The sequence below is a fragment of the Actinophytocola sp. genome, from assembly GCF_035762905.1.
Classification (GTDB): domain Bacteria; phylum Actinomycetota; class Actinomycetes; order Mycobacteriales; family Pseudonocardiaceae; genus DASYTH01.
This window is the reverse complement of the sequence record NZ_DASUCC010000034.1, coordinates 177,433-190,773: the sequence shown is the minus strand read 5'-3', so window position 1 is coordinate 190,773 and position 13,341 is coordinate 177,433. Positions and strand designations below refer to the sequence as shown.

The window sequence follows — 13,341 nt, the reverse complement described above, 5'->3', positions numbered from 1 at the left end:
AGCGTGACGTCAATCGCGGTGGGCGCCTTCGTGTCCGTGGTCATTTCCCTGCCCCTGTCCGTTGGATCGGGCCGGCCGTCCGCACCGTGGCCGGCCCGCGCATGTGCAGCCTGCTGGCGGGCCCGGTTCGCCGCGTCGGTTACTGCGGGCGATCACCCGAGTCGCCGAGGGCAAGCCGATGCTGTCCCCGGCGGTGACCCGGCAGCTCATCGCCCACCTCAGCGTGACCGGCGCGGATGCCCGGCAACGACAGGCGCATACCCTGCTCGGCCGGCTGAGCTCGCGCGAACGGGAGGTCGCGGTGGCGGTCGGTCAGGGCAAGTCCAACGGCGAGATCAGCGGCGAGCTGTTCATGAGCGTGGCGACCGTGAAGGCACACGTGTCCCGGATCCTCACCAAGCTCGACCTCAACAACCGCACCCAGATCGCCCTGCTCGCCCACGACGCCGGACTGACCGGCTGATCGTTCTGGCGTTGAGCCGTCATGGCGAATCCGAATGGAGCCCCTGGTTCGCAGCGGACGATCTTAGAGAATCGTCGAACCAGGGGCTCCATCTGCTGGATGTCAGTACCAGAGATACAGATAGAAGGGCAAGACCGCGCCGGGCAGGCCCATCCAGCACTCGTAGGGGAGGCCCGTGGCTTCTCCGGCGTCCGTGCAATATGAGGGGTTGTTGTAGTACGTGCTGTGGTAGTGCCAACTGGGCTCGTCGGCGTTGGTGTCGTTGGCCTTCGCCGATTGCGTGGATTCGGTCGCCTGGGCGGCAAGGGGTGTGCCGCCCAGGGCGAACGCAGCCCCCAGGGCCAGGCCTGCCAAGACATGGCGTGCGCGCATGCAATTCTCCTCTGCTGGTCGTGGTGCCGTCAGACCCGCGGCGCAGCGCGCCCGGGGATTCGTCCGAAAATTGGACTTTCTCATTGTTAGCACGGCGAGCCGACGAACCGAAAGGTACAGAGAATTCGCGCTCTGGTCGGGCGTCCCGTCAACGGGACAATTCCGATCAATGCCACCCACACATTTTGATCAATTCATCACTATTGGACACGCCGCCACCCCGGCGCGGTTGTCGGGTGTGTCGACGGCCAACCCACACCGGAAGCGGACCCGCACCGCCCCATACTCGATCTTGCTCATACCCGCTCGGCGAGGTCATGCCGGCATGCGGCCTTCGACTGTCAGCCACCCCGAAAGCCCATTGCACCAAGAGAACCGCGCGGATAAGCCAACCATCCGACGCCGCCGATGAGAACAGCCAAGATCATCAAGGTGCGGCAGCCGTACTTGTGGAGCCGGTGACCGTCGCGACGGGTACGGTCACCGGTCCTCCTGATCACGTCCAGTCCGGGCCGGGCAGATAGCCGTGCATCAGTACGTTCTGGTCCCAGACTTGGATCGGAGCATTGAATTGGTATTTCTTGCGCGTCTCCTCGCTGGTGATCCACCGCCGGTAGGGACCGTCGGTGATGTAGACGTGGGCAGTCAAATGACCCTTGACGAGGAAAGAGCCCATGACCTCCGTCCCAAAGGCGGTCATCAGGTCCGCACCTGCCCGCATGCAGTGGAGGTCGGGGATGGTGCGGATGCCGTCCCAACTCGAGAACAGGTCGAAGTAGTAACCACTGACGATCCACCGACGGTAGCCATCCGGGTCCACAAGATACACCCTGGCGGAATCCGGGGACTTGACCCGCATACCAGGCTGCCCGGGATACCCACCCGGTGGGCAAATAGCGGCCGCTCCTGCGGAGTCCGTGCGGCTCGCCACCGCCGGGGTCGGTGCAAGCACGACCACGGCCACGCTCAGCAGAGCGGCCAGTACGCTTATCCGGGCGCGTCTGCCTCGCGCCGTGGTCCGGATTCGCATGACGATCTCCTCTCATCTGTAAAAACCCGTCGGGGTGTTGGCCGCCCACGGCGGCCCGGAGGTTGCAGGTCGGCAACGATCCCAAAACCGGCACCGGTCGTTGACGCTCACACGACGCCACAGGCCAACACACCGACGCCAGCGGCGAACACGCCGCCTTGAATTCAGGTCCAGTTCGGGCCTAAGTAATAGTGGCGCGACAATTCCGTATCAGCGAAGATGACGATCTTTCTCGCGTCGAAATGGTACTTGTCGAAAACCTGCGGCGTGGTGATCCATCTCGCCTGGTCGCCGTCGAGCAGGTAGACCGCCGGATCATCGATTTCCTTGGCGAGGTAGGAGCCTCTGTCCATCACCAGAGGGTTGTCAAGGTCGAACGTCTTCAGGTCCGGTCCTTGGAGCATGCACTGGAGGTAGGGATCGACCTCAATGCCGTTCCAGCTCCCGAACAGGTCGAAGTAGTAACCACTGACGATCCACCGACGGTAGCCATTCGGGTCCACAAGATACACCCTGGCGGAATTCGGGGACTTGACCCGCGTACCGGGCACTCCCGGCCACTGTTCCCCGCCGCACGGGTCTGCTGCGGTGGAACTCGTATGGCTCGCCACCGCCGGGGCTGGTGCCAGCACGATCGCGGCCACGCTCAGCAGTGCGGCCAGTACGCGTGTCACGGCGCGTCTGCCTCGAACCCGGGTTCGCAACTGCACGACGATCTCCCATTGCCTGTCGTAGGTCTGATTGCCCATCGATGGCTTTGTTTGCCTGGGCCGACCTGAACCATAAGGACGTCCTGCATAAATAACGTACAACGCGAACTGTGATTTCCTGTTGACGGGCCGTAATCAAGGTGCTGGGGATCGTCGAAGTGAACGGGCACTAGGTAGAACCGCACCGACTACCAACAATGAGGCTAGGCGACCGCACCGACACTCCCGCCAGCCGGAGCTACCACGGTCCCATCACTGCGTGGCCGCGACCGGTGGTGTGCAGCAAGCAGGAACACACCGTCCAGCCGTCCGGCATCGTGCCGAGGTCGTCGTCGCGGCCGGCCGCGATCCACTCGCCGACATCGTCTACCGAACCATGATCAAAGAATCGGTTTCCTCTCGGTCCCCAGCTGCTTGACACATAGGGGTGCCGATCTGAAACAGTCCCCGCGGATATGCAGGGGGTGTGGGTGGAGATCCTGGTGTTGGGGCCGTTGCTCGTGACGTGTGCGGGGATGCCGGTGTACCTGCGGACGGGGCGCAAACCTCGCCTGGTGCTGGCGGTGCTGGTGTCGCGGGCGGGACAGACGGTGTCGTCAGACGCGCTGGTGGCGGCGGTGTGGGGCGACTGGCCCGCTAAGTCGGCACGGCGCAACCTGCAGCAGTACATCCAGCAACTGCGTGCCGCGGTGGGCGCCGACCGGCTCGTGCGGCGCGGCGACGGCTACTCGGTGGTGGCCGACGACGGGGTGGATACGGTCTGCTTCCGTCGGTTGTGCGCCGCCGGGGACGCCGCGCTGACCGGTGGCGATGCCGAACTGGCCAGCCAGACGTTGCGTGCCGGGCTGGACCTGTGGCGCGGCCCGGCCTTCGCCGAGTTCCTCGACTGCCCGGCCGTGGCCCACGAGGCCACCAACCTGGAACAGCTGCGACTGGACGCCTATGAGCGGTGGGCACAAGCAGAACTGGCCCTGAGCCGGCATTCGAGCATCGTGACCGAACTAGCCGAACTGATGCGCGAACACCCGTACCGGGAAAGCCTGTGCGCTCGGCTCATGCTCGCGCTCTACCACAGCGGCCGCCAAGCCGAAGCTCTCGATGCCTTCCACCAGACCCGCGTTGTGCTCTACGACCAACTCGGCATCGAAGCCGGCCCCGAACTGCGGCGGCTCCACGAGGCGATGCTGCGCGGCGATGACGACCCCGGCTCGACCGCGAGACCCGGCCCCGGGCCGGCGAGGAGCCGCATACCTCAGGAGTTGCCGCCAGAGGTTCATGGGTTCACCGGCCGGATCCGGGTGCTGCGAGAGTTGGACGCGATGCTGCCCACCGGCTCGACGGTCAGGGCTGGACCGGTGGTCATCGCCGCCATCGTGGGCACCGCGGGTGTTGGCAAGACCGCGTTGGCGGTGCACTGGGCGCACCGGGTCGCAGACCGGTTCCCGGACGGCCAGCTGTACCTCGATCTGCGCGGCCACGCGCCCGGTCGGCCACTAGGCCCGGGCGAGGCATTGACCACGCTGCTCGAAGCGCTGGGGATCCCGCCCCAGCAGGTGCCGATCGACGTGGCCGCGGCCGCGGCCAGGTTCCGGTCGCTGCTGGCCGGACGGCGGACGCTGATCGTATTGGACAACGCGGGATCGGCCGCACAGGTCCGGCCATTGCTGCCGGCCGGTCCAGGATCCCTGGTCCTGATCACCAGCCGCGACCGGTTGACCGGCTTGGTCGCCCACGACGGGGCGCGACAGGTCCCGCTCGATGTGCTCAACCCGGCCGAGTCCGCGGAGTTGCTCGGTCACCTCCTCGGTGCCGAGCGCGTCGTCGCCGAACCGGCCGCCACGACCGAGCTGGCTCGCCGGTGCTCCCACCTGCCACTCGCACTGCGCATCGCTGGAGCGGTTCTCGCCGACCAGCCGCACCGTACGGTCGCCGGCTTCGCCGCCGACCTGTCCGCGCGGGACCCGCTGGCCACGCTGGCGATCGATGCGGACATCACGGTGCGAAGCGCCTTCGACCTGTCGTACCGCACGATGCCCGAACCGGCCCAGCGCATGTTCCGCTGCTTCGGCCTTGTGCCCCTCGCGGACTTCACCGTCAGCGCGGCGGCCATGCTCGCCGGGAGTACCGATCCCGAGGCCCGGCTGGCACTGGACAAGCTTGCCACCGCACACCTGGTCGTCCAGTCCGGCGCAGATCGCTACACCATGCATGACCTGCTCCGGCAGTACGCGGCGAACAATGCCGCCGCCGAAGACAGCCCGGCGCGGCGCGCCGCGGCCGTGCATCGGCTCTACGACTGGCTGGTGACCATGAGCACCGCCGCCACGAGCCTGCTCTACCCAGAGGCACTGCGACTGCCGCCACCTCCGGGTGCCCCCGTCACCGTGTCCGGTCTGACCAGCACCGGATCGGCCCTGGCCTGGCTGGACGCCGAGCGGCACAACCTTGTCGCCGCGATCCATCACGCGGCGCGGCACGGCCCACTCCGCGCCGCGTGGCAGTGCGCCGACGCACTGCGCCTTTACCACACGCGACGGCGCAACCTCACCGACTGGCTCAGTACTTCGCGTGCCGCCGTCGCCGCCGCTCGCGCCGGCGGCGACCCACATGCACAGGCGTCCGCCTACCTCGGATTGGCCCAGGCGCATTTCTGCCTCGGTCATTACCGCCGATCGACCACATATCTGCGCCGCACGCTCAAACTCACCGCCGAGATCGGGTGGACGTCCGCAGAGGCCGCCGTATCCAGCAACCTCGGCATCGCGCTGCACCTACAGGGCCACACCACCGAATCCATCGAGCACCTGCGACACGCCGTACACATCCACCAACGCATCGACTGGCCCATGGGGCGGGCCCGCGCCATGCACATCCTGGCGGACGCATACCGGGACGTCGGCAGGCTGGACGAAGGCTGCGCACTTGCCCTGCGCGCCCGCGCCCTGTACCAAGACGGCCGCACCCGGCGCGGCGAAGCCCTCGCCACAGCCACGCTCGGTCAGCTGTACGCCCTTACCGGACAGCTCGACGACGCCGCACACCTGCTCGACTCGGCCCTCACCATCTTCCATGAGTTCGGCAACCGATACCGCGAGGTGCACTGCCACACCTGGCTCGCACGCATCCACCGCGACACCGGACGGCTCGACGAGGCGAACGAATCGGCCCAATCCGCACTCGAGATGGCCGACCAGATCGGCGAACCACGGCTCCAGGCCATCGCCCGCCACACATTGGGTCTGGTCCACGAGACCTGCGCCGACTACACCCGCGCGATCCGGCTCCACCAAGCCGCGCTCACCATCGCCGAGCAGGCCGGTCTCTGCCACGCCGCCGGAGAATCCCTGCTCGGCCTGGCCACGGCACACCACGCCAACGGCGACCACCAAGCAGCCATCGACCACGCGACCCAGAGCCTGGCGCTCGCCAGACGAGCCGGATACGCGGTCATCGAAGGCCGCACACTGACCGCCCTCGGCCGGTTGCACTACGACCTGGGCGACACCCCGCGCGCCCTCGACCAGGCCCAGGGCGCGCTGACCAACCACCGGCAAACCGGACACCGACTCGGCGAAGCAGACACCCACACTTTGCTGGAGAAGATCCTCCATCACCTCGGCGACCACTCCGCGGCCGACCGCCACGGCAGAACAGCCCGCTCGCTCACCGATTTCGCATGCGTCGACAGTTCGACACGACGAACCGAATGACCCACCAATACCAAAGCCATGGTGCGCAAAATCAAACACGGATCCATTCCTGACTGGCCGTTTACCCGACCTGGATCGGTGGAGTTGATCTACACGTACCGACGCGGCGAACAGTACCCGCTAGCGGGCCGAGGGCGATGCGATAGAAAGGGTGGCTGTTGTGCGCGTTGACCATGGGCGAACGGTCCCGCTGTCCCCAGGAACAAGTGGTGCCGCGTCCCGGATTCCCGTGTGCAGTACCTCGCGCCGATGCGGTTCTTCCGAGCCTTCTCCACGGCTTCGTTCCAATTGCGCACCTTGAGCTTCCTCTGAATGTCCAGCGTTCGATTGGTCACCGTCTTAGGCGAAAGGCGCAATTCTGCGACGATCTGCGGTTTTGTCAGTCCGTTCACCATCAGCACCAGCTTGCGGTACTCCGCCTGGTGAGGCCGAACAGCAGATCGCCGCCGGCCAGGTGATCCTGCTGCTCGTTCAACGCACTGCGCACACGCACGTCGAGAACCATCTTGCCCTCGGCCACCGTGCGCACGGCCTGCAGGACGTGCTTCTCTTGCTTGGGTAGGTAGCCGTGCGCCCCCGGCGTTGAGCACCGCCCGTACGTACTCCGGTTCCTCAAGCATGGACAGAACAAGGATCTTGGTGTCCAGTGCCTGCTCGACGATCCGGCGGATCACGTCCGGCCAGCAGAACTCCGCCTCGTCGCCGACCGCCGGCGGTACTCTGAGGTCGATCAGAACCACGTCAGGGCGTTTCTGCTCCACGAGTGCGACGGCCTCCGTGCCATTGGCACATTCGCCGATCGCCTGGATGTCCCCGGCGTCGTCGAGTTCGTTGCGCACGCCCCGGACGAAGATCGGATGATCGTCGACGACCAGGACCCTGTATCCGGTGTCCGTCATAGTGCGCTCCCAACAGGAGTTACACGGCGACAGTCGGTCCCCTCGCCTCACGCCTGCCGGTCACGTCGATCCGAACGGGAAGCGCGCCGTAATGCGGTACTGGGTCAATCGTTGGATGTGGAACTCGCCGCCAAGATCCTGGCAGCGTTCCTTCATCGATTCCAGTCCCACTCCAACCCTCTGGCCTTCAGTGGCGCCATGGCGTTGACGGTGCCATTGGGGTCGCCGAGGGTGTCAAGCAGAAGCGATCCGTACAGAAGAGGGCTCGGCGCCGTCCGGTTGAGTGCGGGGTTCTCGACCCGTCGCCGCCGCCAGCTCGTGGCCGAGCTCCATCAGTCCGCATCCCATGATGACAGGGTCGATGACACGTGCCGCTCGCACGCGGCCCGACCAACACATCCGGCAACGCTCTCAATCCCGAACAGTTCAACTGTCTACCACAACAAAATCGCATGGGGCCGAGTGGACCACCCAATGCCGCGGACCACTGCACTCGCCAACTCGAAATCGAACCCGTCATGTCACGAATTCATGCCACACGAACGATCACCAGGCCGCTTCCCGGAGGAAACGGCCTGGTCACTATATGTAGCCCCGACGGGATTTGAACCCGCGCTACCGCCTTGAGAGCCGTGATCGGATCCGCACCGCATACACCCGCACCCGCAACGCCCCACTCGGCACCCGCGCAATCGACCCCCGCGCCCGCCGACGCACCCCAGCACCACCCGAACCCGACCCGGTCGCCGCATCGAGTACGTACTCCAGTGCGCCGCCAGCTTCGTTCCGGATGACTTTCCACCGGTCGTCGCTGCGACCGATCGAGAACCCGAGCCCCACGAACCCGTCCGGCACCTCCCGCACCGCCTCGACCGCCCGCCGCCGCAACTCGCCGATGCCGATCCGCTCGGCGAACGCGATCCCCTCGGCGCAGTCGCCGAACACCCGCCCCTCGTACTGGTCGACGGCCAGCACGCGGTGGCCCTGCCCGCGCAACCGTTCGGCCGCGTCGAGCACCCCCGCCCGCATCCCCAGCACCGAATGGAACACCGCGATGTCGGCCACACCGGGAGGCTAGTGTGCCGGTTCCGCCCGGGCGTCCCGGGAGAGCGGGACGCCCGGGCGGTCTAGGGTGTCACTGGTCGATGAAGAGGCCGGATCCGGCGCCGGCGCTGGTGGAGTCGTTGCCCGGGGTGAGGGTGACGTTGTTGCCGCGTGGGGGTACGCCGGGGACGGCGGGTTCGTTGTCGGCCTGGTAGGTGTCGTTGGTGGTGGCGCGGTCGAGGAACACACCGATGCCCTGGTTGTTGCCGAAGCCGAGGCTGCCGGCGCGGGTACTGGGGTTCTGGATCGGGGCGATGAAGTCGCCGGCGAACGCGCCGTGGTATGTGTCGGCACCGAGATCGTCGATGAGGATGCCGATGCTGCCCGGCAGGACGTTGGCCGTGCCCTGGACGAACCGTGGGATGCGGTCGCAGAGCCCTTCGCCCTCGTCGTCGCGGACGCCGCCGGCTCCCTCGGTCTGGTTGGGGGCGGACGGGTTGATGGGTGCCGGCATGTAGTAGTCGTAGCCGTCGGCGCCGTCCTGGTCGTGCAGCAGCCCGAACCCGCCGACGAGGGCGAAGCCCTGGCTGTTGCGGACCGCGGTGTAGGTGTCGTTGCCGGCGTCGTCGGAGAGCAGGCCGACGCCGAAGACGTGCCCCGCGCCGAGTGCGCCGGTCTTGCCGGTGTAGGCGTCGGCGCTGCCGCCGGAGTCGCGGAGCACGCTGACGCCGAGGAAGCCGGCGCCGCCGGTCATCATCCGGCGGACCACGAGATCGGTGGTGCAGCCGGTGTCGTGGTCCGGGGTTTCCTTGACGCCGTATGTGTCCTGGCCCTGCAGGTCGAGCAGGACGCCGACGGCGGGGACGCAATCGGCGGCGGTCAGCCCGGGTATGGCGCGCTGACAGCCGCGGGCGGGACCGGTGCCGCGCAGGCCGGGGACCGCCGAGCCGGCGGGCGAGAAGTTCAGATCGACGAGGTTGCCACCGGCGTTGTTGCGGTAGGTGTCGTTGCCGCCGGCGTCGACGATCAGCAGGTAGTCATTGGGATAGGTGTTGTCGCCACAGGTGTTGCCGTCGAACCGGAGCACCGGCCAGATGTCCAGGTCGGCACTGCCGGGAATGCCGCAACCGGCCACCCCCGGCGAGGCGAGCAGGTCGTCCAATGCGAGTTCCAGCTCGACGGTGCGCTGCCACACCTGGGGAGCGCACGCGCGGATGTCGGCGTGCGTGGCGGGGTTGAGCGCGCCACCGGTTGTCACCACGGCGGGCAGCGCGGCTGGGGCGATGGCGGCGAAGTGCGTCTCGCTCACCTGCTGGCAGGTGCTCATCGCGGTCAGCAGGTTGGCGATCCGTCCAGCGATGGCACCGGATATGCCGGAGGAGTTGACGGCCGGCGCGGGGTTCTGCGGCAGTCCCACCGCCGAGGACAGTGCGGATACAGCCGTGATCAAAGCGTTGACCGGGTCGGCGGGGAGCGGGGTGGTGATCGACGTGGGGACGGTCAGCAGCGCGTCGTACGGTTGGAGCTGGGCGCCGACAGCCGGGCTGGCGGCGGTGATGGCCTGGAGAGCTGGGCTGGTGGCCGAGGCGGTGCCGGTCGTGACCACACCGAGCGCCACACAACCCAGCAACGAAATCCAGGCCCGTCCTAAGTATGACGGCATCACTAAACATCCTTTCGCATCTGGACAGTTGCAAAGGTCACTATAAGATGTCGGTGCGGTGCGATAAATCCCTCGTTTGTCACAAAAGGACACGTGCGATCCGCACGCTTGGGCGACCTTGTTGTTCACTCCACAATGGACAGTTGTGTCGGAGTCGAATGTCCGGGTCGGGATGTTAGGCGAGGTACTCCGTGGCCGCTTTGTCATCGGTGAGCGAGTTGTCGGCCAGCCACTCGACCGCGCGGCGACGGGCCCGGGAGTCGCGGAAGGCGTACCAGACCGGCACTCGGCCGCCCACCGGATGGCCCGCCCAGAACACCGGCATCCGGGGCAGCAGGTCGGTCAGCCCGATCAGCCCGAGCACGGCCAGGGGCCAGGCGTCCGGGATGGCACCGCCCAGGCGGGAACGCCACACCTGGGCGGTCGCAACGAAACGTTCGTCGCCGGCCAGGACCGCACCACACACGCCCTCAAGACCCTTGTAGAGCGAGACATACACGCCGCGCCCACAAGAGACCGATCAAACCTCGCAGCCGGTGGGCACAAATGCCCACCACCACGCCCCAACCGCCAGTTCCCACCACGACGCAGCGACCTATACCCGACATTCACTACCGAGCCGGTGATGACACGAAACCATGTCACGCACAACACAAACCAGCCCGCTCCATCATGGAACGGGCTGGTCAGACCGCGTAGCCCCGACGGGATTTGAACCCGCGCTACCGCCTTGAGAGGGCGGCGTCCTAGGCCGCTAGACGACGGGGCCAGAGACAGACGAAAGCTTACCTGATTCACTCCGCTGGGGTACCAGGACTCGAACCTAGACTAACTGAACCAGAATCAGTCGTGCTGCCAATTACACCATACCCCAATGGCACCGTCGGACCGTGACCTCGTGGGATCACTGTTCGGAGTGCCGTCCAGAGATGGTAGACCACGCGCGAGGGGGACCGGAAACCGGATCCGGGGGGCGTTGGGTGGGTACCGCGGCGGGGGCGGTGGCAGTGGGGGTGAGGTACTCGCTGACGATGAGGGCGGGCAGGTCGGAGAGGGTTTCGATGACGTGGACGCCGGCGTCGGGGGTGGGGAGGGGGCCGCGGCGGTGCAACCACACTCCGTGCAGGCCGGCGTCGCGGGCACCGACCGCGTCGGTGTCCAAGCGGTCGCCGACGTGCAGGGTCTCGTCGGCGGATACGTGGAGTTGCTGGCAGGCGGTCTGGAAGATCACCGGATCGGGTTTGGCCGCGCCCAGTTCGCCGGCGATGACGATCGTGTCGAAGAACCGGGCGATGCCGAGGGCGATGAGCTTGGCCCGCTGCTGGGGGCCGGAGGCGTTGGTGACGGCCGCCACCTTCAGGCCTGCGGCGCGCAGCCAGTCGAGGCACGGCACCACGTCGTCGAACAGCCGCCAATCCCCGGTCATCTCGGCGTATCTTCGGGCCTCGAGCTCGTCGACCACGTCATCGTCGAGCGGGGTCCCTAGCTCGGCCAGAAACGCCTTGGTTCTGGCCCGCCGCATGGTGTCGGAATCCATTTCACCGGCGACGACCTTCTTGACGTGCTCCTCGGTCGTTCGCTGCCAGATCGGCCACAGATCGTCCCGACCGATCATGCTGGACAGTGCCCTCCGCGCTGAGGTCGTGAAGTCCACCAGGGTGTCGTCGATGTCGAGGCAGACGGCTTGGATCGGGGTGAGCAGGTGGGCGTCCTCCGGGGGGTGGTCATGCACATGCACCGGCACGAGCGCAGAAGTCACCCCGAGAGGCTAGGTCGCTGGACACCCCTGGCGATTCGGCCTTTCAGGGTATAGTCCTACTTCTGATTCGATCCAGAACAGGCCGTCCACACCGGACCTGAAAGGTGTACATCGCTCGCCGCGCGCCCGGCGTTACGCCCGTGTTCGGCGCAACCTGGACAGTGACCGGTCCCGACCGAGCAGTTCCATCGACTCGTACAGCGGCGGCGACACGGTACGCCCGGTGACCGCCACCCGGACCGGAGCGAACGCCTTGCGCGGCTTGAGCCCCAGGCCGTCGATGAGCGCCGACTTGAGCGCCTGCTCGATCGCCGCGGTCGACCATTCCGGCAATGCCTCAAGGGCCGCGATGCTGGCGTCGACAATCGGTTTCGCGTCCTCGCCGAGCGCCTTCGCCACCGATTCCGGATCGGGCGTGAAATCGTCCTCGGAAACGAACAGGAAATTCACCATTCCGGGCGCCTCGGAAAGCACCACGAGGCGTTCCTGAATATGTGGCGCGATCGCCCGCAGGGTGGCCAACTGCGACTCCGACGGCGATTCGGGCAATGTTCCGGCGGTGATCAGGTACGGGATCACCCGGTCGACGAACTCGGCCCCGGGCAGCGCCCGCAGATGCTCGGCGTTGATCGCCTCGGCCTTCTTCGGATCGAACCGGGCCGGATTGGAGCTGACCTTGCGCACGTCGAACGCCTCGACCAGCTCCGCCATCGTGAACACGTCGCGGTCGTCGGCGATCGACCAGCCGAGCAGGGCCAGGTAATTCAGCATCCCCTCGGGCAGGAACCCCCGGTCCCGGTAGTGGAACAGGTTGGACTCCGGGTCGCGTTTGGACAGTTTCTTGTTGCCCTCCCCGCGCACCAGCGGCAGGTGGCCGAACTCGGGGACGTGCCCGGTCACGCCGATCCGGCGCAGCGCCCGGTACAGCGCGATCTGCCGCGGCGTGGACGGCAGCAGGTCCTCGCCGCGCAGCACGTGCGTGATCCGCATCAGCGCGTCGTCGACCGGGTTGGTCAGCGTGTAGAGCGGAGCGCCGCTGGCCCGGACCAGAACCGGGTCGGGCACCGAACCCGCCCGGAACGTGATCTCACCGCGGATCAGGTCGGTGAACGTGATGTCCTCGTCCGGCATCCGCAGCCGCAGCACGGCCTCCCGGCCCGCCGCGCGCAGCTCCTCCTTCTGTTCCACGGTGAGGTCCCGGTCGGCGTTGTCGTAGCCGAGCTTGGGGTCCTGGCCGGCCGCGCGCCGCCGGGCGTCGACCTCCTCGGTGGTGGAGAACGACTCGTACAGCTCCCCCGCGACCAGCAGCCGGGTGGCGATGTCGGTGTAGATCCGGCCGCGCTGGCTCTGCCGGTACGGGCCGTCCGGGCCGCCGACCTCGGGCCCCTCGTCCCAGTCGAGGTTGAGCCAGCGCAGCGCGTCGAGCAGCGCCTGGTAGCTCTCCTCGCTGTCCCGCGCGGCGTCGGTGTCCTCGATCCGGAACACCAGGGTGCCGCCGTTGTGCCGGGCGAACGCCCAGTTGTAGAGAACGGTGCGGATCAGCCCGACGTGCGGCGTTCCGGTCGGCGATGGGCAGAACCGGGTGCGGACGCCGGTCGGTGCGGGTGCGGTAACCATGGTCCGTTCAGCGTATCCACGCGGTTCCCCCTTGACGCAGCCGGTGCCGCGGGGCATCCTGACAGTATTCAACT

The 13,341-nt window shown here is 67.0% G+C and carries 11 protein-coding genes and 2 tRNA genes; 2 read left to right on the top strand and 11 right to left on the bottom strand.

The genetic code is table 11. The features are described from left to right. The first annotated feature begins 178 nt into the window (after nt 1–178). Nucleotides 179–463 (top strand): response regulator transcription factor, encoded by a 285-nt coding sequence (locus tag VFV67_RS05970; protein WP_326467824.1) that lies wholly within the window; start codon nt 179–181, stop codon nt 461–463. A gap of 102 nt (nt 464–565) precedes the next feature. Here VFV67_RS05970 and VFV67_RS05965 read toward each other — a convergent pair whose 3' ends face one another. From VFV67_RS05965 to VFV67_RS05955, 3 genes are all read right to left on the bottom strand, one after another. Further along, entirely contained in the window at nt 566–835 is a 270-nt protein-coding gene (locus tag VFV67_RS05965) for a hypothetical protein (RefSeq protein ID WP_326467823.1), read from the bottom strand. 496 nt (nt 836–1,331) lie between these two features. Further along, nucleotides 1,332–1,655 carry a hypothetical protein gene (locus VFV67_RS05960; protein WP_326467822.1) on the bottom strand — a complete coding sequence of 108 codons (324 nt, stop codon included), beginning with the start codon at nt 1,653–1,655 and terminating at the stop codon, nt 1,332–1,334. A 374-nt stretch (nt 1,656–2,029) separates the two neighbouring features. Beyond that, a complete protein-coding gene (locus VFV67_RS05955) occupies nt 2,030–2,614 on the bottom strand; it encodes a hypothetical protein (RefSeq protein WP_326467821.1) in 585 nt (194 codons plus the stop codon). 431 nt (nt 2,615–3,045) lie between these two features. Between VFV67_RS05955 and VFV67_RS05950 the strand changes: the two genes are divergently transcribed. Then, the gene (locus VFV67_RS05950) at nt 3,046–6,285 is read left to right on the top strand and encodes an AfsR/SARP family transcriptional regulator (RefSeq protein ID WP_326467819.1); all 3,240 of its coding nucleotides are present in this window, start codon (nt 3,046–3,048) and stop codon (nt 6,283–6,285) included. 89 nt (nt 6,286–6,374) lie between these two features. Here the strand turns inward: VFV67_RS05950 and VFV67_RS05945 are convergent, their stop codons facing one another. The 8 genes from VFV67_RS05945 to gltX all read right to left on the bottom strand — a co-directional run bounded on the left by VFV67_RS05945 (nt 6,375) and on the right by gltX (nt 13,267). Then, the gene (locus VFV67_RS05945; RefSeq protein ID WP_326467818.1) at nt 6,375–7,184 is read right to left on the bottom strand and encodes a response regulator transcription factor; all 810 of its coding nucleotides are present in this window, start codon (nt 7,182–7,184) and stop codon (nt 6,375–6,377) included. Nucleotides 7,185–7,799: 615 nt separating this feature from the next. Next, a complete protein-coding gene (locus VFV67_RS05940; protein ID WP_326467817.1) occupies nt 7,800–8,249 on the bottom strand; it encodes a hypothetical protein in 450 nt (149 codons plus the stop codon). A 70-nt stretch (nt 8,250–8,319) separates the two neighbouring features. After that, nucleotides 8,320–9,891 (bottom strand): hypothetical protein, encoded by a 1,572-nt coding sequence (locus VFV67_RS05935; RefSeq protein WP_326467815.1) that lies wholly within the window; start codon nt 9,889–9,891, stop codon nt 8,320–8,322. 175 nt (nt 9,892–10,066) lie between these two features. Continuing rightward, nucleotides 10,067–10,357 carry a hypothetical protein gene (locus VFV67_RS05930; RefSeq protein WP_326467813.1) on the bottom strand — a complete coding sequence of 97 codons (291 nt, stop codon included), beginning with the start codon at nt 10,355–10,357 and terminating at the stop codon, nt 10,067–10,069. Nucleotides 10,358–10,587: 230 nt separating this feature from the next. After that, nucleotides 10,588–10,660 (bottom strand) — tRNA-Glu (locus VFV67_RS05925). A gap of 33 nt (nt 10,661–10,693) precedes the next feature. Continuing rightward, nucleotides 10,694–10,765: transfer RNA gene (locus tag VFV67_RS05920), tRNA-Gln, on the bottom strand. Between the two features lie 30 nt (nt 10,766–10,795). Further along, nucleotides 10,796–11,650: an HAD family hydrolase gene (locus VFV67_RS05915; protein ID WP_326467811.1), complete on the bottom strand. Its 855-nt coding sequence runs from the start codon at nt 11,648–11,650 to the stop codon at nt 10,796–10,798. 132 nt (nt 11,651–11,782) lie between these two features. Next, nucleotides 11,783–13,267, bottom strand: a complete 1,485-nt coding sequence (gene gltX / locus VFV67_RS05910; protein WP_326467810.1) for a glutamate--tRNA ligase — start codon at nt 13,265–13,267, stop codon at nt 11,783–11,785. Nucleotides 13,268–13,341: the final 74 nt, after the last annotated feature.

What these genes read in the sequence shown, in the direction of transcription:
- VFV67_RS05970 (WP_326467824.1), top strand. Translation starts at nt 179, where the DNA reads ATGCTGTCCCCGGCGGTGACCCGGCAGCTCATCGCCCACCTCAGCGTG.
- VFV67_RS05965 (WP_326467823.1), bottom strand. Translation starts at nt 835, where the DNA reads ATGCGCGCACGCCATGTCTTGGCAGGCCTGGCCCTGGGGGCTGCGTTC.
- VFV67_RS05955 (WP_326467821.1), bottom strand. Translation starts at nt 2,614, where the DNA reads ATGGGCAATCAGACCTACGACAGGCAATGGGAGATCGTCGTGCAGTTG.
- VFV67_RS05945 (WP_326467818.1), bottom strand. Translation starts at nt 7,184, where the DNA reads ATGACGGACACCGGATACAGGGTCCTGGTCGTCGACGATCATCCGATC.
- VFV67_RS05935 (WP_326467815.1), bottom strand. Translation starts at nt 9,891, where the DNA reads ATGCCGTCATACTTAGGACGGGCCTGGATTTCGTTGCTGGGTTGTGTG.
- gltX (WP_326467810.1), bottom strand. Translation starts at nt 13,267, where the DNA reads ATGGTTACCGCACCCGCACCGACCGGCGTCCGCACCCGGTTCTGCCCA.